A 26,604-nucleotide genomic window follows, 5' to 3' on the forward strand; every position below is an offset into this window, starting at 1 on the left:
CCACCACGAGCCTCAAGCATGCGACCCATTTCAAGCGCAATGCGGAAGCCGGCATGGTGATGGTCAACCTGCCGACGGCGGGCGTCGACTTTCACGTGCCGTTTGGCGGCCGCAAGGGCTCGTCACACGGCTCGCGCGAGCAGGGGCGTTACGCCGCGGAATTCTACACAACCGTCAAGACCGCCTACACGCTGGCGTAAGTCTCGGGCAAAGCCCTGCCACCCATCAAGCGACTGGCTTGTTGGGTGGCAGGGCTGTTTCGCTTGTTGAAAGAGATGCGCGAGGAAAGCAGCCAAGGCCGCCAGCTTAAGGCGCGCGAGCGCGGCTTTCTCTCAAAGAGCGGGATAGAGAGATCGCGAGGAGACCACGTACTGGATCGTCGCAAGCAAGATGGCGACCGCAACGATCACACTGATCCGCAACGTTCGTTCAAGGAAATCTTCCTGGCCCTGCATCGTCAATCCTCGTTCTTCAACCGCCATGTTCGACGATCGCCAAGACCGAATTCCCGTCCTCATGGCCCTCGGCTCAGGATGGTGGAGGATGGCCCCTCTAGCCCGCCCGCGGCCTTTGATCGGCGGTGGACGGGCTTGGGACAGGCGAGTAATTAAAGGGCAGCGCGCTTGTCGTGTCGCGCGACGCGGGCAAGCAGGTAATCCACTTCTGCCCGCGCGGCCGACGTGAGCATCTGTGCCGGCTTGCGCTGCGCGTCGGTGGCGATGACGCCGCGACGCTTCAAGACGTGCTTGCGAATGGCAAGGCCGATCCCGAGCTGCTGCTCGTAACGGATCAGAGGCAGGTGCGCGTCGAAGAGATCGTGTGCTTCATCCCTCTTTCCGGCCGCAGAAAGCTCCATCAGTTCGCTAAGCATGTCCGGAAAGCCATAGCCGGTCATGGCTCCATCGGCACCGCGCTCCGGCTCGAAGTCGAGGAACAGGCCGCCGTTGCCGCAGAGGATGGAAAACTCGCGAAGGTCGCCCGCCTTCTGCATGGCGCGCAACTTCGAAATTTTCTCAAGACCGGGCCAGTCCTCGTGCTTCAGCATGAGGCAGGACGGGTGGTTGGTGATGATCTTCGCGATGACGCCTGGTGTCATGACAACCGTGAGGGTCAGCGGGTAATCCTGCAGAACCCACGGCACATCTTCGCCGACCGCTTCCACCGCCCCGGCGAAATAGTTGACGATCTGATCATCCGTGCGCAGCGCGGGTGGCGGAGCGATCATGACGCCGGCAGCCCCCATCTCCATCGAGTCACGCGCCAGCGAGCGCATACTGGCAAAGCCTGGAGCGGAGACCCCGACGATCACTGGAATCTTCGACCGGGAGACAACGCGCTTGACGATGGCTCGGCTTTCCTCCGGCTCGAGCTTCGGGGCCTCCCCCATGATCCCAAGGATCGTGACACCGGTGCAACCGCTCTCTTCATAAAAGTCCGTCAACTTGTCGATCGAGTTGAAGTCGATCGAGCCGTCCTCGAAAAACGGTGTCGTCGCAATGGCGTAGACGCCCTTGGATTGCGTGCTGAACGTCATTTCTGCTTTTCCTTCCAGGCCTCGTAGCGGGCCTTCGTTTCAGCGTTCATCGGGTAAAGACCGGGAAGCGGTACGCCCCGATCCACTTCGCTCATGATCCAGCCTTCTATGCGTTCCTGTTCGGGTGCCTCAGCGAGCACCTCTTCGAGGAGCGCGGCCGGGATAAGGACTGCGCCGTCGTCGTCGACCACGACAACATCATCAGGCAGAACGGCAACGCCGCCGCAATTGATCGGCTCCTGCCATCCAACGAAGGTCAGGCCTGCGACGGAAGGCGGTGCTGCGATGCCATTGCACCACACCTTCATGCCGCTCGCCAGCACCCCCTCGCCGTCCCGCATCACGCCATCGGTGACGAGGCCGGCAACTTTGCGTTTCGCCATCCGAGCGCACAGGATGTCGCCGAAGATGCCGGCGTCACTGACGCCCACCGCATCCGCGACGGCGATGCAGCCCTCCGGCATCGCTTCGATCGCCGCCCGGGTGGAGATTGGCGACGCCCAGCTTGCAGGCGTAGCGAGGTCCTCTCGGGCAGGAATGAAGCGCAGCGTAAATGCCTTGCCGACAACCCGTCCCTGGCCGGGCTTCAGCGGCTTCGTGCCGCGCATCCAGATGTTGCGAAGCCCTTTTTTGAGGAGAACCGTCGTGAGCGTCGCAGTGGAGACGCTCTTCAGGGTTTCAACGACGTGAGGCTCAAGTGTCATGGGAGACCCACCCAAATCAAATGCTGTTGATCAGGCCGCCATCGACACGGATGACTGAGCCGGTGATGTAGGAGGCGCGGGGGCTCGCAAGGAAAGTGACGGTGTCGCCATATTCCTTCGGATCGCCGTAGCGGCCGACCGGGATCGACCCGGTGCTTTCAGCCGTGACATCGGCAACAGGGCGGTTCTCGCGCTTGGCCTTCTGCTCGTCCAGAAAGACGATCCGGCCGGTGGCGATGCGCCCCGGCAGCACGATGTTTGCGGTGATGCCGTCGCGGCCGACCTCTCGCGCCAGGGTCTTCGACCAGCCGACCAAGGCCAGGCGCAGGCTGTTCGATATGCCGAGATTTGCAATCGGCGCGACGACGCCGGAAGACGTCGAGGTAATGATGCGGCCCCATTTGCGCTCGCGCATGCCCGGAAGCACCGCATCGGTGACCGCAATCACCGAGCGAACCATGAGATCGAAATATTTCGACCAATCGTCGGGCGACTGCCCGGCGGCTGGCGTCGGTGGCGGCCCGCCGGTGTTGTTGACAAGGATGTCGACCGGCCCGAACGCAGCCTTGATGGCATCGAGCTTCTGACCGATCAGGGAAAGGTCGCCGATATCCCAAACGAGCGGAATCGCCTTGCCGCCAGTCTCCTTGATTGCTTGCGCGGTCGCCTTGGCGCTTTCCTCGTGGATGTCGGCCACGACGACGGAAACGCCTTCGGCCGCAAGCGATCTGGCGATCGCGCCACCAAGTCCACCACCGGCGCCGAATACGAGCGCCGTCTTGCCATTCAACTGAAGATCCAACTCTTCCTCCTGTGTTTGACGGCACTATGACAAGGCTGAAACGGAAGAAAAACCTTCCTTTTTATTCCTTCAGACGATAGAAAAACTAACGATGGAAACACGCTTTCTCGAAACCTTTCTGGCAGTGGTCCAGCATGGCTCTCTCGCCGAGGCGTCGCGCCGCATGGGCGTCACGCCAGCGGCGGTCGCGCAACGCATCCAGGCGCTGGAAGACGAGATCGGACTGCCTCTTCTTGCGCGGTCTGGCAGGCGGGTGAAGCCAACCGAAGCGGGCGTCGCAATCCTGGAGAAGAGCCGGCGCGTTCTGGCCGAAGTCAGGCAGCTGAAGGGCCTGGCGCGCGACGACCAGGCATTCGGAGAACTCCGGCTGGGCGCCATCTCGACGGTTCTGACCGGCCTGCTTCCGAACGCCTTGCGGCGGGTCTTCGACAGGATGCCGGGCGTCGACATCTTCCTGCTGCCGGGGACGTCAGCCGAACTCTATAACAGTGTCGCAGAGGAGAGGATCGATGCGGCGATCCTTGTCAAACCGCCCTTCCCCATCCCCAAGACGCTCAGTTGGGACCTCATCCGGTCGGAACAGTTCGTTCTCCTGGCCCCGCCGGACCTTGCAGACATTCCCGTCGATCGCCTGCTTCGCGAGCAGCCATTCATTCGTTACGACAGAAGCAACTGGGGCGGCCGACTGGCCGATACCTACCTGCAAACCCAGCATATTCTTCCGCGTGAGTGGCTGGAGCTCGATTCACTGGAAGCCATATCGATGATGGTTGAAGCTGGGCTCGGGGTATCGCTGATGCCCGACTGGCGCTCGCCGCTCTTCGACAACCTGCGCGTTGCGCGTCTGCCGCTACCGAACGCGCCAAACCGTGAGATCGGCTTGCTCCGGCCGCGCAACGTGCCGTCCGGCCGACTGATCCAGACCGTCCTTGACGCCATTCGATCATAGAAAAGCGCGGGTCGCGTCGGCGATTGCCTGGAGGGTCGGCTTGGGCACTGGCCGACGGCCCGAACTGGTACGAACACACCGAGCCAAGATTATTCGGCAATTCCGAAATAACATTTCTGTTCGTCACGGATTATCGGAACAGACCGCAAGGTACTATCGTCACTCGTAGTCGATCGGGGCTCTTTGACGAGGACGTGCCCTGATCGGCCCGAAGCATTTCAACCCGTTTGCACCAACCATCCGCAGAACCACGGACAAGGTCGTTCGCGCGCCCGTGGGAAGGCTTCGGCTGGATGATCGCCAAGACAACCGCCCGACGAAAGGAGCCGTCATGACCAAAGAAAAGGTAATCTCCATCGCGATCTTGAAGGCCAAGCCGCACCAGCGCGACGCTCTCCGGCAAGGCCTGCTCGGCCTCATCGCCCCAACGCGGGCAGAACCCGGCAACCTCGACTATGTCTTGTTCGAGCTGCGCGATGAGCCAGGAACCTTTTACATGCGCGAGGCTTTCGCCGACCAGGCTGCGCTCGACGCACATTTCGCGACACCCCATTTTCAAGCCTTCGCCGCCGAAATCGATGCTCTCCTTGAAGAACCGCTGCGCCTGATTTTCTTGGATCAGGTCTCCACCTGAGGCGCGGTGACGATCTCGAACGTACGGGCGCGACCGCCGGAACAACTTGCTACGAGGCGAAATTGCGCTTGTAAGTCGAAGCGATCAAGGCTGCTGCGCGGTCGAATGCCTTGTCCTCGTCGCGGTCTTCGATCGCGATCAGGATCGCCTCGTGCTGGGCCAGGGATTGTCCAAAACCGCCTGTCGCCGCCATCGTCTTCGGGATGCTGATGGAGAGCGCCGCCCGGATGACGGACGCAACCGGCAGGAGGAAACGGTTGTGCGCGGCCTGGAAGATGTTGAGGTGGAAGGCGATATCGGCCTCGATCGCGTCTTCGACGCGGGCGCCACCCTCTGCCATCCGCTCGAAGGCGGCGCGGATCTCGGCATGTTCGGCCGCAGATCCACGTCTGGCGGCAAGGCGTGCGGCAAGCGGCTCGATCGACAGGCGGAGTTCGAACAGTTCTTCGGCAAGCGTTGCCTGATCCTCCGCATCGCTTTGCCAAGACAGCACGACGGGATCGAGCGTGTTCCAGTGTTCGGCTGCCCGCACCCGCGTCCCGAGCCGTGGCTTTGCCTCGATGAAGCCCTTGGTCGACAGGATCTTCAGCGCTTCGCGCAGCGTCGTGCGGCTGACGCCGAGCGTCGCCAGCATGTCCGCTTCCTTCGGCAGGGTGTCGCCGACCTTCAGTTCGCCGAGCGTGATGCGGCGGCCGATATCGCCTGCGATACGAGCCGGCAGGCCGCGATCCTCCCGAGCGATTGCCTTCATGCCCACACTCTCCATTGCATCTCAGCCACGTTCATAGCCGGTCGCCCCGATCAGGAAAAGCCACCCATCGCGGCTGCATAGCGGCGGGTCATTTCGATGCCAAGTGCAGTCGGTCGCATGGCTGGCGCACGGTCGTGGATCGTTATGCCCGCCCGCTCGCCGAAGAGGCGCTTGCCGTAACAAAGCAGCGTCTCGATGCCCTGCATGGTGAAGACCACCCCGGGCAGCATCTGCCGATAGGCCTCTTCCGCGTGCTCGTCCCAACCGTCTGAAAAGAATTCATAGGCGCGCACGGCGTAATCGATCGAGTCAGGCGCAAGGATCAGGCCGTGGCAACCGATGCGCAGGTTCTCGAGCAGCTCGAGGCCCGCACGGCCGTTGAACACCGGCAGCCGGCCCTCGGTGACCTCAATGAGATGGGCGATATCGACGACGGGCCCCTCGCCCTTCACCAGCCGGATGTTCGGGTGTTGGCGCACGAGCTCGCGAATATCCGCGGCCGTCAGCCCGCGCCCCATCAGCGCCGGCGCATTCTGGATGGCAAGCGGCAGATCGGTCTGATCGGCGATGCGGCCGAAGAAGCGGATGTATTCGGCAGCCGCGAATTGGCCGACCATCGGAGGCTGGAGGATCAGCCAGTCGGCGCCAGCCCGTGCCGCATGCCGCGCCTGGCGCACCTGTTCCTCGACCGACGCGCCAAAGATCGTCAGGGCGACCGGTACCTGGCCGCCCGTGTCCTCGATCAGCCACTCCATGATCGCCATGCGCTCGGCCTCGTCGAGCTTTGAAGCCTCGGTCGCAAGGCCGAGCCCGGCCATGCCGTGCACGCCGCTTGCCAAACAAATTTCCGTCTGGCGTCGCATGGCGGCGCGGTCGAGCTTTTCGTCCTTGTCGAAGAGCGCGTAGAGGATGGCGTGGATGCCATGAAGGTTTTCGATGCGGAAGTCGTCCACCGTCGCCTCCTTAATGGCTTTCGCGCGGAACCGCGTGGCCGCGGCTGCCGACAAGAAAATCGAGATCCGCGCCGGTGTCGGCCTGCATCACGCGCTCGACATAGAGCCCTTGATAACCACCGACCATTTCCGGGGTTGGCGCGGTCCAGGCGGCTTTTCGGCGCGCCAGTTCCTCGTCGTTCACATCGAGGTGGAGGCGGCGGCCGGCAACGTCGAGCTCAATCCAGTCGCCATCCCTTACCAGGGCCAGCGGGCCGCCAACCGCAGCTTCGGGTGCCGTGTGCAGGACGACGGTGCCAAAGGCCGTCCCCGACATGCGGGCATCCGAGATCCTCACCATGTCGCGCACGCCCTTTTTCAAGAGCTTCTGCGGGAGAGCCATGTTGCCGACCTCGGCCATTCCCGGATAGCCCTTCGGACCGCAGTTCTTCAGCACCATGATCGAAGTCTCGTCGATGCTAAGATCCGGATCATCGATCCGCGCCTTGTAGTGGTCGATGGTTTCGAACACGACGGCGCGGCCGCGGTGCTGCATCAGCGTCGGCGTCGCTGCGGAAGGCTTGATGATCGCGCCGTCAGGCGCAAGGTTGCCGCGCAGCACGGCAATGCCGCCACTCGATGTCAGTGCCCGATCGAGCGGCAGGATGACGTCGTCGTTGCAGTTCTCGACAGACTCGATGTTGGCGCCGACGCTTTGCCCGGTCACCGTCAGGGCGCTGAGTTCCAGAAGCACGGCGATCTCCTTCATGACGGCGGGCAGCCCGCCGGCATAATGGAAGTCCTCCATCAGATAGCGCCCCGAAGGCATGAGATTAAGGATGGTCGGAATATCGCGGCCGAACCGATCCCAGTCGTCGAGCGAGAGCTTCGTGCCAATCCGCCCGGCGATTGCCAGGAGATGCACGACGGCGTTGGTGGAGCCGCCGATGGCGCCGTTGACGCGGATGGCATTGGCGAAGGCGTCACGGGTCAGGATCTTCGACAGGCGAAGGTCCTCGGCAACCATTTCGACGATCCGCCGACCGGTCAACCGCGCCAGCCGGGCGCGGCCGGCGTCAACCGCCGGAAAGGTGGCATTGCCGGGCAGCGCAAGCCCGAGCGCTTCAACCATGGACGCCATGGTCGATGCGGTGCCCATCGTCATGCAATGGCCCGGCGAGCGCGACATGGCGCTTTCGGCGGCCATGAAATCCTGTTGCGACATGACACCGGCACGCACGTCTTCGGAAAACTTCCACACGTCCGTCCCCGAGCCGATCGTCCGGCCCTTGAAGCGGCCGTTCAACATCGGTCCGCCGGAGATGACAATCGAAGGAAGATCGCAGGAGGCCGCCCCCATCACCAGCGACGGGGTGGTCTTGTCGCAGCCCGCCATCAGCACGACGCCGTCGATGGGGTTGCCGCGGATCGCCTCCTCGACATCCATCGAGGCGAGGTTGCGGAAGAGCATGGCGGTCGGCCGCAGATTGGACTCGCCGCAGGAAAACACCGGGAACTCCAGCGGCAGGCCACCGGCCTCGAGCACGCCCGCCTTGATGTGCTCCACCAGTCCGCGGAAATGCGCGTTGCAAGGCGTCAGCTCCGAGAAGGTGTTGCAGATGCCGATCACCGGCCGACCGTCGAAGACATCGTCAGGCAAACCGTTGTTCTTCATCCAGCTGCGGTGAATGAAGGCGTCCTTGTCCAGTCCGCCAAACCAATTCTGTGATCTCAATTTTCTGGACATGTGCCCTCCCGATAACCTCGAGCGCCCTACGCTCTTTTATATTTCTCATATAATCGGAGTTATTTTCGGTCAAGCGATGAACGACGAACGTCGAGGCAAAGAAAAACCTCCGGCGCGTAACGCCGGAGGTTTCAAAAAGTGAGCTGTCGAAGTAGCTGCTCAGGGATGATGCAGAACGCTCATGCCGCCATCGACTGTCAGGCAGGTGGCGTTCATGAACGGGCATTCGTCCGAGATCATGAACAGCGCAGCCTTGGCGATCTCCCCCGGTGTTGCGATGCGGCCGCCGGGATGGAGCTTCATCGTCTCGGCCTCGGCTGCGACCGGATCGGGGAAGCTGTTCCAGTATTCAACGGCCTTCTGCGTGCGGACATAGCCGGGTGCCAGCGCATTTACGCGAACGCCCTGCCCGGCATATTCGAGCCCCAGCGCCTTGGTCATACCGAGAAGCGCATGTTTGGCGACCGGATAGGGGAAGGTGTGCGGGATGATCGTGAAGGCGTGGGTCGAGGCGATATTGAGGATGACGCCGCCGCCCGCCTCGATCATGCCCGGCAGCACAGCCTTGCTGCAGTTCCACGCGCCCTTGAGATTGATGTCGAAGCAGCGCTGCCAGTCGGCGTCCGACAGTTTCAACGGCTCGAAGAATACGTTGACGCCGGCATTGTTGACGAGCGCATTCGGCTGGCCGATCTCACGCGCGGCGGCAGCAACGGTCTGCTCAATGGCATCCGCATCGGTAATGTCGGCCGTGGCGCAGCCGACCTTTCCGCCCGCCGCACGCAGCCGCTCGGCTTCGGTCGCCAAGAGATCGCCGTCACGGTCGATGAGGAAGAGGCTCGCCCCCTCCCCAAGGAAAGCTTCGGCGATCGCGAGGCCTATCCCTTGTGCCGCCCCGGTGACGACGACGCGTTTTCCCTCAAGACGACCCGCCATGTCCGCGCTTCCTACCACTCGGCGACGCTGCCATCGGCGTGGCGCCAGATCGGGTTGCGCCAGCGATGGCCTTCCTTTGCCCGCTCGATGACATATTGTTCGTCCACCTCGATGCCGAGGCCAGGGCCTTGCGGGATCGACACGAAGCCATCCGCGTAGTGGAAGACTTCCTTGTTGGAGATGTAGTCGAGAATGTCGTTACCTGTGTTGTAATGGATGCCGAGGCTCTGCTCCTGGATGAAGGCGTTGTAGCTGACGGCATCGACCTGGAGGCAGGCGGCAAGCGCGATCGGTCCGAGTGGGCAATGCGGCGCAAGCGCCACGTCGTAGGCTTCCGCCATCGCAGCAATTTTGCGGCATTCGGTGATGCCGCCGGCATGTGACAGGTCCGGCTGCAGGATATCGACATAGCCGTCGGACAGCACCGACTTGAAGTCCCAGCGCGAATAGAGCCGCTCCCCGAGCGCGATCGGCGTCGAGCAATGGTTGGCGATCTCCTTAAGCGCTTCGCGGTTTTCCGAAAGCACCGGCTCTTCGATGAACATCAGGTTGAAGGGCTGAAGCTCCTTCGCCAAGACCTTCGCCATCGGCCGGTGCACGCGGCCGTGGAAATCGACGCCGATGCCGATGTGCGGGCCGATCGCCTCACGGATCGTGGCAATGGTTTCGACCGCCTTTTCCACCTTCTCCCAGGTGTCGACGATCTGCATTTCTTCGCAGCCGTTGAGTTTGATCGCCTTGAAGCCGCGGGCGACCACGTCGCGGGCATTTTTGGCGACATCGGACGGACGGTCGCCGCCGATCCAGGAATAGACCTTGATGCGGTCGCGCACCTGGCCGCCGAGCAACGCATGCACCGGCTGGCCGTAGGCCTTGCCCTTGATGTCCCAGAGCGCCTGGTCGATGCCTGCGATCGCCGACATGTGGACGGCACCGCCGCGGTAGAAGCCGCCGCGATACATGACCTGCCAATGGTCCTCGATCAGCAGCGGATCCTTGCCGATCAGATAGTCCGCAAGCTCGTTGACGGCGGCTTCCACGGTCAGGGCGCGGCCTTCAACAACCGGCTCCCCCCAACCGACGATGCCTTCGTCGGTCTCGATCTTCAAAAACAGCCAACGCGGCGGAACGATATAGGTGGTGAGCTTGGTGATCTTCATGGTGCGATATCCGCTGGGTGGGGCAGGGCGGCGACGGCCGTCCGGGAAAGGGTTTCAGCGCGCCGACGGGGCGGGCCGGTGACGTTCGACGGCAAGCTTGAGGTCGCGGGCGGCGAGATCCAGCATGCGCGTGGAACAGTCGCGCGCCCGTGCCTTGTCGCGCAGACGCAGGGCCTCGACCAGTTCGCCATGGATATCGATTGCTTCGTCACGACGTTCGGCAACTTCGTTGGAGGCATACAGCGAGAACTTCAGCGCCGCCTGGATGATGCCGACGAGTTGCAGGAAGACCTGGTTATGGCTGGCCTTGAGCAGGCAGGTATGAAAAGCGACGTCGGCATCGGTGAAGCCGACGACATCGCGCTCGCCGTCACGCATCGCCTGCCAGGCGTGCTCGAGGTCGGCGATTTCCTGGACGGTCGCGCGCTCGGCTGCAAACTCAGCGGCCGCCGGCTCGATCGCCCGGCGCGCCTCCAGAACGCAGTTCAGTAGGTCGAATTCGAAGATGCGCTCGCCGATCCATTCGAGCACCTGGGAATCGAGGATGTTCCACTCGTCCTTGTTGCAGACGATCGTGCCCACCCGGGAGCGGCCGCGGACCATGCCCTTCGATTCCAGCACCTTCAAGGTTTCGCGGATGACGGTGCGGCTGACGCCATAGCGTTCGCAGAGGTCGTTTTCACGCGGCAGGAAGGAACCGACCGGAAAGACGTCGGTGCAAATGTCCGAGGCGATGGCGCGCGTCACATTCTTCTGAACGCGAGGGCGACGCTGGCCGCGCTCCTCCGCGCCGTTGCTGTAGTCTTGCTCTTCCACCGCCATTTTCCTCCCGCTTCCGTCTCCCTGTCGCTCCATAGCGCAGACGCTTGAAGGCGACAACGCAGCGAAGCACGTTATCGTTATACATCACTATCGCATTCATCATACAAAGGCAATTGACGAATATGATGATTCATCATACACAAATGCTCACTGCAGGAGGCAGTTCACCAGGGAGAGACATCATGCGCTTTATCAAGGCAGCCATTCTGGCTGGTACCGTCGCCGTGTTTGCGGCAACCTCGGCGTTCGCTGCCGACGTCAAGATCGGCTTCATCGTCAAGCAGCCGGAAGAGCCGTGGTTCCAGGACGAATGGAAGTTCGCCGACGTCGCCGCCAAGGAAAAGGGCTTCACGCTCGTCAAGATCGGCGCGGAAGACGGCGAGAAGGTTCAGTCGGCAATCGACAATCTCGGCGCCCAGGGCGCGCAGGGCTTCATCGTCTGCACCCCTGACGTCAAGCTCGGCCCCGGCATCGTCGCCAAGGCGGCCGCCAACGACCTCAAGCTGATGACGGTCGACGACCGGCTGGTCAACGCCGACGGCAGCCCGATCGAAGACGTGCCTCACATGGGCATTTCGGCGACGAAAATCGGCGAAGCCGTCGGTCAGGCCCTGGTCGACGAAATCAAGAAGCGTGGCTGGGACATGAAGGACGTCGGCGCTATCCGCGTGTCCTACGATCAGCTCCCGACCGCGGTCGACCGCGTCGAGGGCGCACTCTCGGTTCTCAAGGCCAACGGCTTCCCGGAAGCCAACATCTTCGATGCACCGCAGGCCAAGACCGACACAGAGGCAGCACTCAACGCCTCGACGATCGTGCTCAACAAGAACGCCGGCATCAAGAAGTGGGTTGCGATCGGCCTCAATGACGAAGCGGTGCTCGGCGCCGTACGCGCGACCGAGACGGTCGGCATTGCGCCCGACAGCATGATCGGCGTCGGCATCGGCGGCGCGGATTCGGCGATCAACGAGTTCAAGAAGCCTGCCGCGACCGGCTTCTTCGGCACCGTCATCATCTCGCCGAAGCGCCACGGCTACGAGACCGCACTCAACATGTATGAGTGGATCGCCAACGGCAAGGAACCGGAAAAGCTGACGCTGACCGCCGGCCAGCTTGCGCTTCGCGACAACTACGAGGTCGTGCGCAAGGATCTCGGCATCGAGTAATCGCGTTCCGCGACACCAGATCACGAGTGTTTGGGTCTGACCGACCCAAACAATAAACGTGATCGATTCTGGTAGTTTAGAGCGGGATGCGAGCGGAAAACCGCGCACACCTCATCCCGCTCTATCGGCCCGGCGGCTCGACTGCCTGGCATTCCGCTTCGGAGCCGCGCATGCAAGATTTTCTCGAATTCCAATCGATCTCCAAGGGCTATCCCGGTGTCCAGGCGCTATCGGATGTCTCGTTTTCCGTGCGCAAAGGTGCCGTCCATGGCCTCATGGGCGAGAACGGCGCGGGCAAGTCGACGCTCATCCGCCTGCTCTCCGGAGACCAGTCCGCCGATGAGGGAGATATCCGCATCGACGGCGAGACGCAGAGCTATCGCTCCGTGCGCGACGCCTTCCGCGCCGGCGTCATCGTCATCCATCAGGAGCTGCAGCTCGTTCCGGAGCTGACCGTGGCCGAAAACCTCTGGCTCGGCCACTTCCCCGGCAAGGCGGGCGTTATCGATCGCCGCCAGTTGCTTCGCGTCGTCGGCGAGAAGCTCGCGGAAATCGGCATCGACGTCGATCCGTCCGCCAAGATCGCCTCGCTCTCGATCGGTGAGCGCCAGATGGTCGAGATCGCCAAGGCGGTGATGCTCGATGCGCGCGTCATTGCGCTCGACGAGCCGACCTCGTCGCTGTCGTCCCGCGAGAGCGAAATCCTGTTTGCCCTGATCGATCGCCTGCGTTCGAACGGCACTGTTATCCTTTACGTGTCCCACCGGCTCGACGAGATCTTCCGGCTTTGCAACAGTCTGACGGTGCTGCGCGACGGCAAGCTTGCCGCCCATCATCCCGACATTTCCAAGGTCACGCGCGACCAGATCATCGCCGAGATGGTCGGACGCGAGATCTCCAACATCTGGGGCTGGCGCGGCCGCGATCTCGGTACTGAACGTCTGCGCGTCGACGCGATCTGCGGCCCGAAGCTGAAGACGCCCTTGAGCTTCTCGGTCCGGCGCGGCGAGATCCTCGGCTTTTTCGGCCTGATCGGCGCTGGCCGCAGCGAGATGACCCGGCTGGCCTATGGCGCAGACAGGCGCCACCAGGGAACCGTGACGATCGACGGCGCGATCGTTCCGGCCGATAACCCGCCACAATCGATCCGCGCCGGCATGGTGCTCTGCCCGGAGGACCGAAAGTTCGACGGCATCGTCCAGGGGCGCAGCATCGAAGAAAACATGGCGATCTCGTCGCGCCGGCACTTTTCGCCCTTCGGCATCCTCAACCTCAAGAAGGAAGCGGAACTGGCCGACCGCTTTATCGCCAAGCTTCGGGTGCGCACGCCATCGCGCAAGCAGGACATCATCAATCTCTCCGGCGGCAACCAGCAGAAGGTCATCCTTGGCCGCTGGCTCTCCGAACAGGGCGTGAAGGTGCTGATCATCGATGAGCCGACGCGCGGCATCGATGTCGGCGCCAAATCGGAGATCTACGAAATCCTCTACGAACTCGCCGGTCAGGGCATGGCGATCGTCGTCATCTCCAGCGAGTTGCCCGAGGTGATGGGCATTACCGACCGCATCCTCGTCATGTGCCAGGGCCGGATCGCCGCAGATTTCGCGCGCGCAGATTTCGACGAACGCCGCATCCTCGCCGCCGCCCTTCCCGATGTTCCAACCGAGCAGGTTCAGCCGTCATGACTTCCTTGAAAAAACTTCTACTCGGCGAACAGGGTCTGGTCGTCATCTTCGCCGTCGCCTTCGCCATCGTCGCACTGACGGTTCCGAACTTCCTGACCGAGCGCAACATGCTCGGCCTGCTGCAATCGGTCGTCACCATCGGCATCGTTGCCTGCACGATGATGTTCTGCCTCGCCTCGCGCGACTTCGACCTCTCGGTCGGCTCCACCGTCGCCTTCTCGGGCATGGCCGCCGTCATGGCATCGAACGCCTCTGGCTCGATCCTTGTCGGCCTGATAGCGGCACTCCTGTGCGGCGGCTTTGTCGGCCTCGTCAACGGCGTGGTGATTGCGCATTTCCGCATCAACGCGCTGATCACGACGCTTGCCACCATGCAGATCGTGCGTGGCTTTGCACTGATTGCCTCCGATGGCCGCGCCGTCGGCATCAACGATCCGAGCTTCTACCAGCTGGCGCTGTCGAAGTTCCTGGGCATCCCGACGCCGATCTGGGTGATGGGCGTCTTTTTCCTCGTGTTCGGCTTCGTCTTGAACCGCACCGTCTTCGGCAAAAACACGCTGGCAATCGGCGGCAACCCGGAAGCCTCGCGGCTAGCCGGCGTCAACGTTTCCAACATGCGCATCTGGATCTTCGCGCTGCAGGGCCTCGTCTGCGCCGTTGCCGGAGTGCTGCTCGCCTCGCGCATCACTTCGGGCCAGCCAAATGCCGCAACAGGTCTCGAGCTCTCGGTCATCTCGGCGTGTGTGCTCGGCGGCGTGTCGCTGGCCGGCGGCCGAGCGGCCATGACCGGCGTAATCGTTGGCGTTCTCATCATGGGCATTGCCGAAAACGTCATGAACCTCCTCAACATCCAGGCCTTCTACCAATATGTCGTGCGCGGCCTGATCCTTCTGCTCGCCGTGCTGCTCGACAATCTGCGCTCGGCCGCCGCCGGTCGTCGCAGTTAAGGCATGACGGAAGACATTGTTCTCCTCGAAAACGAAGAAGGGCTCGCCGTCGAGGTGAGCCCGTTTGGCGGCGCGATCCTGTCGGCTCGCTGGCGCGGCATACCTGTGTTCGCGCCGACGCCAGCACCGGGGTTTGCCTCGCAAATGTTCGGCGTCGAGGCCTGCTTTCCGTTGGTGCCCTTCGGTAATCGCATCGAGGCCAATGGCTTCCAATTCGAAGGGCGTGACTACAGGCTGGAAGCAAACACGACCGATCCGCTGGTTTTGCACGGAGACGGCTGGCTTGGGCGTTGGTGGATCCTGCAGCGCAACCGGCAATCGGTCACTCTTCGCTTTGACCAGGAGGCAAGCGTTGCCACCCCCTTTGCCTATGAAGCGGTACAGACGATCGCCATCGACGGAGCCCGCCTGATCCTCTCGCTCGCCATCACCAACCGCGCCGACCAGACCCTGCCCTATGGACTGGGCTTCCATCCATACTTTCCGCGTACGCCTGAAACGCGGCTCTTTGCCCGTGCCGACCGATATTGGAGCGAACGGGAAGGTCATCTGCCAGGCCGTCCCGGCCCCATCCCTCAGAGCATGAACTTTGCATTCGGCTCCCCCTTGCCCCCGAACTGGGCAAACAATGCCTTCGACGGTTGGGATGGACGAGCCCGCATCGAATGGCCGGAAACGGGGCTGGCCGTTTCGCTGGAAGCCGATGGGCATTTTCGGTTCTTCGTCCTCTATTCGCCGTCGGCGACAAGCAGCTTCTTTTGCTTCGAGCCGATGAGCCATCGGCCGAACGCGCACCGCGATCAACGAGACGGCGGCCTCGTCCGGCTTCAGCCTCTCCAAACCGTGACGGGAACGATCGCGCTCAGCGTCGAGGACCTGGCGAGCGGGTAGCGGTTCGCAAGGAGCGGTTTCGCATCCGGAACGCCGCAATCGTTTAAAGGCACCCCAGGCAATAGCTTCGATCGATCGTCCGGTCGTGGGGAAGATTGCTTATACCAATGATTCCGTGGAACTTTTTTGAGCAAGCTCCGTTTAAATGCCGCCACGACCGCGCCGGTCGGTGGTGAGACTGAACAGGAGATATGCATGAATTATGTGACCGCCGCCGCGCTTTCCCTTGCCCTCGTTTCCAGCGCCGCCTTCGCGCAAGAACCCGCAGCAAACGGCGCAGATGCGATGCTGGTCGGCCCCGGCATCACGATGGGCACCGCCGCAACGATGCCGCTGAAATATGTGGAAATCAAAGATACCGATATCGTCAATTCGCAGCTCATCGGCGTCGATATCTACAACAAGCAGAACGAGACGATCGGCGAGATCTCCGACGTCGTCATCGGCGACGGCAAGTCCGTCATCGGCATCGTCGCAAGCGTCGGCGGTTTCCTCGGCCTGGGCGAGAGCTATGTCGTCATCGACCCGGCGTCACTTGCCCTTGCCAACGACAACGGCACTTGGAAGGCCTACGTCGACACCAACAAGGATGACCTCTCCAAGGCACCTAAGTTCGACTACGGCAAGCTGAAGAAATAAAGACCGGCTGCCGCGCGCGTTCGCCTCTCCGGCGAACGCGTTTTTCGTCGCCGAGGCGCCCTGCACACCGCCGCTGACGATCGCCTTCAGGAGCGCGAAAGCATTCCATTTTCAGCGATAATAATCGCCAAAACTTAGTTTTCTATTCTCCCAATGTGGACATTTCTGTATAGGCATGCCAAAAGGCAATCTGATTGCGACATGATGTCGTGTTTGCGCAGTCCTTTCTGGTCGTGCGCTTTTCCGTTTCGCTGATCGTTTCATCAGCCTTTCAAACACGAAGGAGAGTGCCCCGCTTCCGGAGCCGGGGCCCAGAACATATGGCACTTCAAACTGAGAGCGACCGCTCGGCCGACGAGCAACCGGTCAAGATCAGTATCAAGAACGTTTTCAAGGTTTTTGGCGAGCGGCCGGACGAGGCGCTGAACCTGCTTAAGGCGGGTAGCACCAAGGCGGAGATCCACGCCGAGACGGGCTGCACCATCGGCGTCAACAACGCGACCTTCGACATTCGCGCCGGCGAGATCTTCGTCATCATGGGACTTTCGGGTTCCGGCAAATCGACGATGCTGCGCCTCCTCAACCGCCTGATCGAACCGACCTCCGGCTCCATCGAGATCGACGGCAAAGACGTGGCGCGCTTGCCGCGCAGCGAACTGATCGCCTTGCGCCGCCGCGACATCAGCATGGTCTTCCAGTCCTTCGCGCTGCTGCCGAACCGCAGCGTTGTCGACAACGCGGCCTTCGGCCTCGAGGTCGCCGGCGTCGGCGAGGCCGAGCGCAAGGCGCGCGCCCGAACGGCTCTGCACGCTGTCGGGCTGGAAGGTTACGACGACAGCCGCCCCGACCAGCTCTCCGGCGGCATGAAGCAGCGCGTCGGCCTGGCGCGAGCGCTCGCCGCCGAGCCTTCGGTACTGCTCATGGACGAGGCTTTTTCCGCGCTTGACCCGCTGATCCGCACCGAGATGCAGGACGAACTCGTTCGCCTTCAGGCTGAACACAGTCGGACCATCGTCTTCGTCAGCCACGATCTCGACGAAGCCATGCGGATCGGCGACCGCATCTGCATCATGCAAAATGGTGAGGTCGTGCAGGTAGGCACCCCGGACGAGATCGTATTGAAGCCCGCCAACGACTATGTGCGGTCGTTCTTCCGCAATGTCGATGTCTCTCAGGTGTTCCGCGCCGGCGACGTCGCCCGCAAGACGCAGGTGACGATCATCGAACGACAGGGCGTTTCGGCCGCAGCTGCCCTTGAGCGCATGGAGCACTACGATCGCGAGGTCGCCATCATTCTCGGCCGCGACAAGACCTATCACGGCATGATCAGCCGATCCTCGTTGATCGCGACCGCCCGAGACGGCGCCGCCGATCCCTATCGGCGCGCCTTCCTGCCAGATATCGAGCCGATCCTCGCGTCGGAAAGCTTGTCCAACGTGCTTGGCAAGGTGGCTGCAAGCCCCTTCCCCATGCCCGTCATCGACGAAGCCAACCGCTACCTCGGCTCGATCAGCAAATCCGCGCTGCTCGAAACGCTCGATCGCACCGCCTGATCCAGCCCTTTCGGAGACAATCCATGACTTTCGATATCGGTGACGGCGTCGACAGCGCCGTCAACTACATCCTCGACAATTTTGCACCGCTGCTCGATCTGATCGCCGCTGCCATCGGCACCGTGACCAACAGCATCCAGGCTGCACTTCTCGCCGCCCCCTTGGCCCTCGGGCTTGCGATCTTCGTGCTCTTGTCGCTGTGGCGGGTCGGCTTCGGCTTTGCGGTCTTTACCGCCCTTTCCCTGCTGCTGGTCGAACACATGGGCCTTTGGTCCGCAATGATGGAAACGCTGTCGCTGGTTATCGCATCAACGCTCGTCGCCATGCTCATCGGCCTGCCGCTCGGCATTGCCATGGCGCGCAGCGATCGCGTCGCGGCAGCCGTACGCCCCATGCTCGACCTCATGCAAACGATGCCGGCCTTCGTCTATCTCATCCCTGCGGCGATGTTCTTCGGCCTTGGCGCCGTGCCCGGGACGATCGCAACGGTCATCTTCTCGATGCCGCCGGTCGTGCGGCTCACCAATCTCGGCATCCGTCAGGTGCATGTGGAGTTCATCGAGGCCGGCAACGCCTTCGGCTGCACCGCCTGGCAGCTGCTGGTAAAGGTACAACTGCCCAACGCCATGCCTTCGATCATGGCGGGCATAAACCAGACGATCATGCTTTCGCTCTCCATGGTGGTGATCGCCTCGATGATCGGTGCGGGCGGCATCGGCAACACGGTCCTGACCGGGATCCAGCGTCTCGACGTCGGAACCGGTTTCGAAGGCGGTCTCGCCGTCGTCATTCTCGCCGTCATTCTCGACCGGATCACCCAGAGCTTCGGCAAGGAGCGCGCCAGCCCGTGGCGCGTCCTGTTCCGCCGGCGACAGGAACAACCTCAGACCTCCCCCGTCACGGCCTGACGCTGCGGACGTTCCTATCCATCTGGCGACGTTCGCGTTGCCGACTGCAAACCTTCCTGAAAGGAGCACCCATGTTCAAGACCCTCGCGACCATCAGCCTTGCGGCCGGCATCGCCGCCGGTACGTTCGGCGCGGCTGCCGCAGAAGAAAAGCCACCTGTGAGGATCGGCTGGGCCGCCTGGTCGGACGCCGAGTTCGTCACCAAGCTCGCCGCAAAACTGATCAAGGACGAACTCGGCCAGGAGGTCGAACTGGTCCAGACGGACATCGCGCCGCTTTACCAGGGGGTGGGCCGTGGCGACCTCGATGCCATGATGATGGCTTGGCTGCCGGAAACGCACGCCGACTACTTCGCCAAGGTGAAGGACAAGGTAACGACGCTTGGGACCGTTTACGACGGTGCCAGGCTCGGCTGGGTGGTGCCGAAATACATTCCCGAAGACGCCATCGCCTCGATCGACGACCTGAAGAAAGACGACGTGAAGGAGAAGCTCAAGGGCCGGATCGAGGGCATCGATCCCGGCGCGGGCCTTACACGCCTGTCCGAGCAGGCAGTCAAGGACTACGCGCTCGACGGATACAAGCTGCAGATCTCCAGTGAGGCCGGCATGCTGACGACGGTTGACCGGGCGATGCGCAAGAAGGATTGGTTTGTCGCCACGGCCTGGAGCCCGCATTGGATGTTCGGCAAGTACGAGCTTCGCTATATTGCGGATCCGAAGAACGCGCTCGGCAAGGCCGAACGGGTGGACGTGCTGGCACGCAAGGACATCGAGAAGGACAACCCTGACGTTTCAGGCCTGCTGTCGCGCATGAAGCTGCCGATAGGCGATCTCGAAGCCGCGATGTTCAACGCCCAGCAGACGTCCTACGAAGAGGCAGTCGACAAGTACATCGCGGATCATCCGGACCAGATCAAAGCCTGGCTCGCCAAAGACGATGGCTGAGCTTGGCCGCTAATGCATGTCGCGTAAAAGTGCGCAGCGGTTTTGCGGCGACGACATTCATAAAAACAAGAGCTTAAAGCCTGGAGTGTGAACCATTTTTCACGCGACGGGCCTTAGCGTCCGACCGACGCCCGCGATCTCGTTGCGCGCGTTCCTCCCGACAGAAGGATCCTCGACATCATGAACGACATGCTTGCACCCCGCGCCACGGCGGACGCCACAGACGACACGATCGGCGGCCGCATTTCGCTTGCCCGCGATGCCATCAACCTTTCGGTCGAACAGATATCCGCGATCGCGGGTGTTACCGAGGAGACCTGGATCAGCTGGGAAAACGACCGCGCCGAGCCGAGGGCCAACCGCCTCGATATGATGGCCGGCATCCTGCAGGTCAACATCGCCTGGCTCCTCGATGGGCGGGGAACAGGACCAGTCGAGTCGAGGTAGTCCGCTAGGACTACCCGTCCGGCCGAACGCCGGAAGAACACCAAGGCCATCGTTGCTAAGGCAGCCGCCGCCTTGCTTTCGTCGATCGGGGCAGAGGCCCCCGACGACGTTGCTTGATTGCCCCTTAAACGGATGCCGCTTCCAGGCGGGCGCCTTCAAAATGCGCGTTCATCGCAAGGATCGATCCGGCATCCGGCATCAGGCATGCTGCTGTCGCCAGTGCGTCGGCGATGGCGGCGGACGGTGCCGAGACCGAGACGGAGCGCCAGTTTGCCGGTGCGGGCATTCCGGTCGTGGGGTCGAGGATATGTCCGTCTCTGGCTGCCTGATCGAAGGTCGTGCCCAGAGGGGCGGAGGTCGCGACCGCCCGCTGGCGCAAAGGCAGGCGCTCGCCTGATTCCAGTCGGACCGGCCATCCGCCGCCGCCCGGTTGCCCCCCGAGTGCACGGAACTCGCCGGTATCGATCAGAATATCCGTCAGTCCCTCAGCTTCAAGCATTGCTGCCACACGGTCGGCGACATACCCCTGGCCGATGCCGTTCAACGTCAGCGCCATGCCCGGATGCAGCGTGATTGCTGCTGCATCAAGCTTGACCTTGCCCCAGCCAACGTTGCCACGCACGCGATCAACGTCCGCTGGGCCGGGTCGCGTGCCGCTTGCAGCCGATTGAGCCCAGAGCGTCCAGAGCGGCTGCACCGTCGGATCGAAGCGCCCGCCGCTTGCCAGGTGGACTGCGTCGGCCAGTGACAGACATTCCAAAAGCTCGAATGGCGGATCTTGAAGATGGCCGTCGCGGTTCAGTCGGCAAAGCGCGCTGTTCGCACGGTAGAGGCTGAGGACGTTTTCCAGGCGATCGATCTCCGTCATGACCCTGGCGACAATGGCCTCTGCCTCTGGATGCTCGATGCGGATCGAGGCACGCGCGCCAAGCGCCTGACCTGTCCAGAAACGGGTTGCCGCGTTGGCACGGGCGATGGCGGGCGCTGTTGCGAGAACTGCAGAAATTGCAATCAGGCGGCGTCGGGTCACAAGCATGGGGTCAACCTCCGGCAGGATGGGGCAATGCGCGCAGACGGCCGAGATAGTCTTCGTCGTCCGCGCCCGGTTCCGGGCCGGTCTCCACCGGCGTCAAAACCATGGCATCGGTGATATCGGCGAGCGCGAGCACCTGGCCGCCCTCGGCAAGGACGAAGGCCGCAGCCTCGTCGCGGCTTGAGAACGGCACAGCTTCGGGCGCACCCATGCCGCCTCGCCGGGCAGAGCCGACCACGTAGAACGCCTTGTCGGCGGCGATCCAGTTGCCGTCACCGGGCTGGTCCCAGGTTGCCCCTGCAGCCCCCATGTCGTTGACGTAGATAACGAGGATCGGCGCAATCTGCTCCGGGCCGCGCGCATAGGCGATCGCGTCGCGCACCTGACTGAAGAAGAGCGGTGCGGGGCTTCCTTCCAGAAAGATCTGCGCCTTCGGGCCGGGGTGCTCCAGAAGGTTCATCTGGCAGTAATGGCCGAGTGTCTCGGGCGTCATGTCCTGCGGCACGATGCTTTGGGCCACGTCCTCCTTGCAGGAGGAAAGCAGCACCAGGGCGGCAGCGACGAGGACGAAGCGAAGTCGGTTCCTCATGGGGTCACCTTTCGGAAGGCTGCGGCGGCCAGTGCGATGGCGGCCAGTGGCCAGGTGAGAAGAGAGGCCGCCGATTGCCAAAGCGGGATCGCGCCGGCGGCGCCACCCAGTCCGCCGGCGGCAGAAACCGCTTGTGCGGCCGAGAGGTTAAAGACGCGGAAGGCATCGGCAGGGTTGGCAAGCAGAGCGACGGGCAATGCGTGTGTGGTGAAGGCACCGCCGCCATCCGTCACGATGAGCGCCAATAGGGCAAGATCGTAGAGCACCACCGCCACCAGCCAGAGCGCGATGGCCAGGCCCGCCGCCCCCGACGGCCGTCGAGCCAAAGCCGAAAGCGCGTAGCCGGTGCCAAGAAAGGTCGCGCCCAGCAGCACCGAGGACCAGATCAGCCGCCAGAGCGCGCCAAGCCCTGCGGTCGCTCCAGGATCGAACCACACGGCTGCGAGCGCCGCGGCGCCATAGCCAAGCGTCACGGCAAGAGCGAGGATTGCGAGATGCGCCAGAAGTTTGCCGAGCAGGATCTGCAGGCGCGAGACGGGGTAGGTCAGAAGCAGTGGCAGTGTGCCGCGTTCCACCTCGCCAGCCACCGCATCGAAACTCATCAGCAATGCCAAAAGCGGGACCAGATAGACCGCAAGCGAGGTGAGCGAGGCGACCGTTACGGAGAGCCGGTCGACGCCGACATCGCCCGTCGGGGCAGAGCCGGCGGCGGCAAGCACCAGGGCGAACAGCACCATCATGCCGGTGGCGATGGAGACCCAGCGATTGCGGAAAGCGATGCGGAATTCGCTGACGGCGGTGGCAAGGATGCGCGTCATTGCCCGTCCCTCCGGCTAAAGTGGCTATAGATGTCCTCGAGGCTGGGCGGGATGACATCGAGATCGGCAACGGCGCTCCCAAGTGCCGCGATACGGGCAAGAAGCGGCAGTTTTTCCGACTGCGAACCACGAAGGCGCAGGAGGCCGTCCTCCCCTTGCACACCGTCGGGAAAGGTCGCGGCCAGTGCCGGCGCATGGCCCGGTGCGGGGCGAACGGAAAAGGCGACCGGAAGTGCCGCACGGGTCCGAAGATCGGCAAGCGTACCTTCCGCCACCAGCTCCCCACCGGACAGGATGAGGATGCTGTCGGTGCGAGCTTCCACCTCGGTCAACACGTGGGAGGAGAGCAGGATGGCGGTCCCTTCTGCGGCCAACCCGTCGAGCAGGTCGTAGAAGTCCCGTCGCGACACCGGGTCGAGGCCCGAGGTCGGTTCGTCGAGCACCAGCAGGCGGGGGCGGCCGATCAGCGTCTGGGCCAGACCCACGCGCTGGCGCATGCCTTTGGAATAGGTGCCGATCCGACGCCGCGCGGCATGACCAAGCCCGACGCGCGCAAGAAGCTCTATGGCCAGCGCCGGGCTTTCACCGCGCAGCGCGAGATAGTGGCGAAGCTGTTCCTCTCCCGTCAAAGCCGGGTGAAAGGCGACATTTTCCGGCAGATATGCCACCTGGGCCCGCGCGGCGGGCGAACCGGGCGCCGAGCCGCAAACCAAAACCTCGCCGGCGTCGAAGGGGATGAGACCGAGCACGATCTTCATCATCGTCGACTTGCCGGCACCGTTATGGCCGAGCAGTGCCGCGCGCCGTCCCGGTTCCAGCGCAAGGGAAACGGACTTCAGCGCTTCCACCGATTGGAAACGCTTAGTGAGCCTGGAGATTGTCAGCGTCGGTGTCATCGTAATTTCCTTCAGTCCAGCGCCCTGCGGCCTCCGCCTCGTAGGCAAGGATGTCGGGCGGGACAGGGATGCTCAGGGGGCGCATCAGCGGCGCGCTGTCGCGCACGCCTCCAGGCAGGGTGGCGGGAAAATCCCGTTGGCTCCAGCGAACGATCTGCACGGCCGGCGAACCGGTGAGCAGGCCTGCCGCGGGCTGCGACCAGAGGATCTGGTCCATCAGGTCGTTGGGGCGGTAAAAACTGTCGGCAATGCCGTCGCCGTTGAGGTCGAAGGCCGGATGATCGGACCAGAAATTGCCGCGGCCTTCATGGCTCCATTCCATGTTGCGGGTGCCGACATATTTGACCTGCTCGCGGTTGGCGATGAAGGCGTTGCCTGTCAGCACATTCTTTTCCGAACCGGCGGTGAAATGAATGCCGATGCCGCAGCTCTCGAAGCGGTTTCCCCAGACCAGGTTCTTGTGGGCGTTGTAGATGAAAAGGCATTTCTTCGTGCCGCCGCGCACCAGATTGCCCGACACGTCGGCATTGTTGGCATAGTTCAGCATCAGCCCGTGTTCGCGGTCGCCGAGACTAAGATTGTTCAGGATCTTCGCGCGGTTGGAGAACATGATCGCGAAGCCGAGATGGTTGCCGATCGAGATGTTGTCGGAAACCTCGGTGTTGCGGGTGTACATGAAGTGTACGGCAAAACGCAGGTCGCGCATGATGTTGCGGCGATAGATGCTGTCGGCGCTGGCGTTCGAAAAGATGCCGTCGCGACCGTAGCGGATAATATTGTCCTGAAGCAGCGTGCCGGGGCTGTTCCAGACATAGATGCCGTTACCGCGCTCGTTCATGCGCGGGCTGCGCGTGCCGATGATCTCGTTTTCAGAGACAATCGCGTCGCGGCCGCCATGGACGTCGATGCCGTGCATGTTGTCGGTAACGAGCAGTTTCTCGACACGGGCGCGATCGGCGCCCTGAACGATTTTGACCCCGGCGTCGAGATCCTGGTTGATGCGACCCGAACCGGTGACGGTGAAACCTCTCAAGGTGACGTCCGGCGCGGCAATCGTCATCACGCTACCCTGCCCGAGCCCGTCCACCACCGCTCCGCGGGGACCGGTGATCGTCAGTGGGCGGTCGATGGTAACGGGGCCGCGATAGGCCCCGTCGGTCAGTGTCAGCACATCGCCGGGCTCCGCCCCGGCGATGGCTGCGGCAAGACTGCCCGCACCCGGCACGACTGCGCGTTCCGCCGCGAAGAGCGGAGAGGCGAGAAGAAGACCGATCAGGAGAACGGACAGCCGCATCGATCAGGCGTCCTTCGGTTCCACGAACATGCGGCCGCGCATTTCCATGTGCAGGGCATGGCAGAACCATTGGCAATAGTACCAGTAGACGCCAGCATTGGCCGCAACGAAGGTGACGGAGCTCGTCTGCTGCGGGCCGACCTCCATCGCCACACCGTGATTGCCCATGGTGAAGCCGTGGGTGAGATCGTCGATCTCGTCCAGATTGGTGACGATGACCGTGACCTCGTCGCCCTCCTTCACCGTAAAGCTCGGCTGGCTGAAGCTGGGCGCGACCGAGGTCATGTAGACGCGAACCTTGTTGCCGTCGCGGATCACGGCCTCGGTCCACTCGTCGATGTCGACCTCATCGGCCTCGGCCTGCTTGCGCGTTTCGGCCCAGAGCGGATCCTTGCGATCCCAGACGGAGCGGATGTTCGGCAGGATCGAGGGGGAGACTGCGATGGCATCATGCGGCTCGGCGAAGGTCGGGCCGTCATGGACCAGCACCATCTTGTCACCGGAAATGTCGATCAGCTGATCGTTTTCCGGCTTCAGCGGGCCGACATTCAGGAACCGGTCCTTCGAGAACTTGCAAAGGCAAACGAGCCAGTCGTTGGCGGCATCCAGTGTTTCGCCCATCACCGTCTTCAGGTGGCCGGGCTGGTACTGGACGTCGAGCTTGTCCTTGATCGGATTGATCTTTTCACCGGCATAGGCGCGGATGGCCTCGTCAATGTTCCACTTTACCACCTGGCTGTCGAGGAACAGCGAGGTATAGGCGTTGCCACGGCCGTCGAAAGCGGTGTGCAACGGGCCGAGGCCCAGCTCCGGCTCTGCCACCACGGCGCTGCGCGGCTCGGCATTGTCGTAGAACAGGGCATCGAACTTCGTCACGTCCAGCACGGTGACGGTGGGCGAGAGCTTGCCGGCGACGCACAGATGCTTCCTATCCGGCGCCATGTTGCAGCCGTGCGGGTTGTTGGCGATCGGGATGTAGCGGGTGAAAAGCGACTTGGCCTCCTTGCGCCCGTCCACCACCTTGACGCCGTTGATCTCCTCATATTGGCCGGCCTTAATGGCCTTCTCGATTTCGGCGATGTTGAAGACGACGATATGATCCATCTCGGACTTGGTCATCTCTTCCAGCGTCATGCCCATTTCCGAGTTGTAGCTGGTGGAGAACGCCCACTTGCCCTCGTAGTCGGCATCGCAATTGTCGAGGTTGCCCGAGACCTTCACCTGCCAGGCCACTTCCCACTTGTCGGCATCGACGGCGGTGAAGATGTTTACGTAGGTCGCCACGTCGGTCATCGTCGAGCCGTCGTTGACGAGCGGGGCCTCGTCCTCGCCGTTGCAGAACACATAGTTCGAACGCGGCCATTTCTGCGGACGCATGCCGTGGATGCCCTTGGCGTTGGGGATCTCCAGGATGGCGTCGGTCTTCATCACGTCGCAGCGCACGCGCGCCACGCGCGTATTGGCCTTGTCGTTCATGAACAGGAAGCGGCCGTCATATTTGCCGTCGGTGAAGGACATGTGGACGTGGTGCAGGTCGCCGTTGTCGTGGATTTTCTTGCCGTTGGCGGCGAGCTGCTTTTTCGTCTTCTCCGACATCGTGCGCTGGTGGATGTGGATCGATTCATTGGTCTGGCCCCAGCCGGTGGCCGAGCAACGGTTGAATACCGGCACCCGCATCAGCTCGCGCATCGAGGGGATGCCGAGAATGCGCATTTCGCCTGTCTGGCCGGAGGACCAGAAGCCGTAATAGTCGTCCAGCTTGCCCGGTGCGACCGAGCCGTCGGCGCCTGTCGCGGCACGGGCCGGCGTTGCCAGTCCTG

The 26,604-nt window shown here is 62.7% G+C and carries 28 protein-coding genes; 12 read left to right on the forward strand and 16 right to left on the reverse strand.

The features are described 5' to 3' along the window. Positions 1-200, forward strand: a 200-nt coding sequence (locus L981_RS05415; RefSeq protein WP_043612594.1) for an aldehyde dehydrogenase family protein, incomplete at its 5' end; no start/stop codon positions are given. A 132-nt stretch (positions 201-332) separates the two neighbouring features. Here the strand turns inward: L981_RS05415 and L981_RS34375 are convergent. The 4 genes from L981_RS34375 to L981_RS05430 form a co-directional block, all read right to left on the reverse strand. After that, entirely contained in the window at positions 333-482 is a 150-nt protein-coding gene (locus L981_RS34375; RefSeq protein WP_156133975.1) for a hypothetical protein, read from the reverse strand. A 125-nt stretch (positions 483-607) separates the two neighbouring features. After that, entirely contained in the window at positions 608-1,534 is a 927-nt protein-coding gene (locus L981_RS05420) for a dihydrodipicolinate synthase family protein (RefSeq protein WP_043612596.1), read from the reverse strand. Further along, on the reverse strand, positions 1,531-2,238 hold the full coding sequence (locus L981_RS05425; RefSeq protein WP_043612598.1) for a ribonuclease activity regulator RraA: 708 nt from the start codon (positions 2,236-2,238) through the stop codon (positions 1,531-1,533). The genes L981_RS05420 and L981_RS05425 overlap by 4 nt, the downstream gene beginning before the upstream one ends. A gap of 16 nt (positions 2,239-2,254) precedes the next feature. Continuing rightward, positions 2,255-3,040, reverse strand: coding sequence for an SDR family oxidoreductase (locus L981_RS05430; RefSeq protein ID WP_043612600.1), 786 nt, complete (start codon positions 3,038-3,040; stop codon positions 2,255-2,257). Between the two features lie 91 nt (positions 3,041-3,131). Here L981_RS05430 and L981_RS05435 point away from each other — a divergent pair, with 91 nt between their 5' ends. Further along, positions 3,132-3,989 (forward strand): LysR family transcriptional regulator, encoded by an 858-nt coding sequence (locus L981_RS05435; RefSeq protein WP_043612601.1) that lies wholly within the window; start codon positions 3,132-3,134, stop codon positions 3,987-3,989. A 331-nt stretch (positions 3,990-4,320) separates the two neighbouring features. Next, entirely contained in the window at positions 4,321-4,623 is a 303-nt protein-coding gene (locus L981_RS05440) for a putative quinol monooxygenase (RefSeq protein WP_043612603.1), read from the forward strand. A 49-nt stretch (positions 4,624-4,672) separates the two neighbouring features. On the opposite strand, the gene L981_RS05445 is transcribed toward L981_RS05440, so the two are convergent. The 6 genes from L981_RS05445 to L981_RS05470 form a co-directional block, all read right to left on the reverse strand. Then, complete coding sequence (locus tag L981_RS05445; protein WP_043612605.1) at positions 4,673-5,374, reverse strand: FadR/GntR family transcriptional regulator; 702 nt, start codon at positions 5,372-5,374, stop codon at positions 4,673-4,675. 50 nt (positions 5,375-5,424) lie between these two features. Further along, a complete protein-coding gene (locus L981_RS05450; protein ID WP_052201612.1) occupies positions 5,425-6,327 on the reverse strand; it encodes a dihydrodipicolinate synthase family protein in 903 nt (300 codons plus the stop codon). A gap of 10 nt (positions 6,328-6,337) precedes the next feature. Then, positions 6,338-8,053: an L-arabinonate dehydratase gene (gene araD, locus L981_RS05455; RefSeq protein ID WP_043612607.1), complete on the reverse strand. Its 1,716-nt coding sequence runs from the start codon at positions 8,051-8,053 to the stop codon at positions 6,338-6,340. Between the two features lie 159 nt (positions 8,054-8,212). Continuing rightward, positions 8,213-8,989 (reverse strand): SDR family oxidoreductase, encoded by a 777-nt coding sequence (locus tag L981_RS05460; RefSeq protein WP_043612608.1) that lies wholly within the window; start codon positions 8,987-8,989, stop codon positions 8,213-8,215. Between the two features lie 11 nt (positions 8,990-9,000). After that, positions 9,001-10,149 carry a galactonate dehydratase gene (dgoD, locus tag L981_RS05465; protein WP_043612610.1) on the reverse strand — a complete coding sequence of 383 codons (1,149 nt, stop codon included), beginning with the start codon at positions 10,147-10,149 and terminating at the stop codon, positions 9,001-9,003. A gap of 54 nt (positions 10,150-10,203) precedes the next feature. After that, complete coding sequence (locus tag L981_RS05470; RefSeq protein ID WP_156133976.1) at positions 10,204-10,971, reverse strand: FadR/GntR family transcriptional regulator; 768 nt, start codon at positions 10,969-10,971, stop codon at positions 10,204-10,206. A 182-nt stretch (positions 10,972-11,153) separates the two neighbouring features. Here L981_RS05470 and L981_RS05475 point away from each other — a divergent pair, with 182 nt between their 5' ends. From L981_RS05475 to L981_RS05515, 9 genes are all read left to right on the forward strand, one after another. Then, positions 11,154-12,137, forward strand: coding sequence for an arabinose ABC transporter substrate-binding protein (locus L981_RS05475; protein WP_043612612.1), 984 nt, complete (start codon positions 11,154-11,156; stop codon positions 12,135-12,137). 170 nt (positions 12,138-12,307) lie between these two features. Then, positions 12,308-13,822 carry an L-arabinose ABC transporter ATP-binding protein AraG gene (araG, locus tag L981_RS05480; protein WP_043612640.1) on the forward strand — a complete coding sequence of 505 codons (1,515 nt, stop codon included), beginning with the start codon at positions 12,308-12,310 and terminating at the stop codon, positions 13,820-13,822. After that, complete coding sequence (gene araH / locus L981_RS05485) at positions 13,819-14,769, forward strand: L-arabinose ABC transporter permease AraH (protein ID WP_043612614.1); 951 nt, start codon at positions 13,819-13,821, stop codon at positions 14,767-14,769. Before araG ends, araH begins: the two co-directional genes overlap by 4 nt. Positions 14,770-14,772: 3 nt before the next feature. Next, a complete protein-coding gene (locus L981_RS05490) occupies positions 14,773-15,660 on the forward strand; it encodes an aldose 1-epimerase (RefSeq protein ID WP_043612616.1) in 888 nt (295 codons plus the stop codon). 195 nt (positions 15,661-15,855) lie between these two features. After that, complete coding sequence (locus L981_RS05495) at positions 15,856-16,299, forward strand: PRC-barrel domain-containing protein (protein WP_245281585.1); 444 nt, start codon at positions 15,856-15,858, stop codon at positions 16,297-16,299. Between the two features lie 320 nt (positions 16,300-16,619). Further along, positions 16,620-17,852: a glycine betaine/L-proline ABC transporter ATP-binding protein ProV gene (gene proV / locus L981_RS05500; RefSeq protein ID WP_052201613.1), complete on the forward strand. Its 1,233-nt coding sequence runs from the start codon at positions 16,620-16,622 to the stop codon at positions 17,850-17,852. A gap of 23 nt (positions 17,853-17,875) precedes the next feature. Then, the gene (locus L981_RS05505) at positions 17,876-18,760 is read left to right on the forward strand and encodes a proline/glycine betaine ABC transporter permease (RefSeq protein ID WP_043612617.1); all 885 of its coding nucleotides are present in this window, start codon (positions 17,876-17,878) and stop codon (positions 18,758-18,760) included. A gap of 71 nt (positions 18,761-18,831) precedes the next feature. Then, a complete protein-coding gene (locus L981_RS05510; protein ID WP_043612619.1) occupies positions 18,832-19,707 on the forward strand; it encodes a glycine betaine ABC transporter substrate-binding protein in 876 nt (291 codons plus the stop codon). A gap of 180 nt (positions 19,708-19,887) precedes the next feature. Continuing rightward, positions 19,888-20,154 (forward strand): helix-turn-helix domain-containing protein, encoded by a 267-nt coding sequence (locus tag L981_RS05515; RefSeq protein WP_245281586.1) that lies wholly within the window; start codon positions 19,888-19,890, stop codon positions 20,152-20,154. Positions 20,155-20,278: 124 nt separating this feature from the next. Here L981_RS05515 and L981_RS05520 read toward each other — a convergent pair whose 3' ends face one another. The 6 genes from L981_RS05520 to nosZ form a co-directional block, all read right to left on the reverse strand. Continuing rightward, on the reverse strand, positions 20,279-21,190 hold the full coding sequence (locus L981_RS05520) for an FAD:protein FMN transferase (protein ID WP_043612622.1): 912 nt from the start codon (positions 21,188-21,190) through the stop codon (positions 20,279-20,281). A 4-nt stretch (positions 21,191-21,194) separates the two neighbouring features. Beyond that, positions 21,195-21,776, reverse strand: coding sequence for a nitrous oxide reductase accessory protein NosL (locus tag L981_RS05525; RefSeq protein WP_043612624.1), 582 nt, complete (start codon positions 21,774-21,776; stop codon positions 21,195-21,197). Beyond that, positions 21,773-22,594, reverse strand: coding sequence for an ABC transporter permease (locus L981_RS05530; protein WP_043612627.1), 822 nt, complete (start codon positions 22,592-22,594; stop codon positions 21,773-21,775). The genes L981_RS05525 and L981_RS05530 overlap by 4 nt, the downstream gene beginning before the upstream one ends. After that, complete coding sequence (locus L981_RS05535; RefSeq protein ID WP_043612630.1) at positions 22,591-23,490, reverse strand: ABC transporter ATP-binding protein; 900 nt, start codon at positions 23,488-23,490, stop codon at positions 22,591-22,593. Before L981_RS05535 ends, L981_RS05530 begins: the two co-directional genes overlap by 4 nt. Beyond that, positions 23,456-24,784 carry a nitrous oxide reductase family maturation protein NosD gene (locus tag L981_RS05540; RefSeq protein WP_043612632.1) on the reverse strand — a complete coding sequence of 443 codons (1,329 nt, stop codon included), beginning with the start codon at positions 24,782-24,784 and terminating at the stop codon, positions 23,456-23,458. Before L981_RS05540 ends, L981_RS05535 begins: the two co-directional genes overlap by 35 nt. 3 nt (positions 24,785-24,787) lie before the next feature. Further along, positions 24,788-26,604 (reverse strand): TAT-dependent nitrous-oxide reductase (gene nosZ / locus L981_RS05545; protein WP_043612634.1); only part of this gene is annotated, 1,817 nt, incomplete at its 5' end.

Source organism: Ensifer sp. ZNC0028, from assembly GCF_000799055.1.
Classification (GTDB): Bacteria; Pseudomonadota; Alphaproteobacteria; order Rhizobiales; family Rhizobiaceae; genus Ensifer.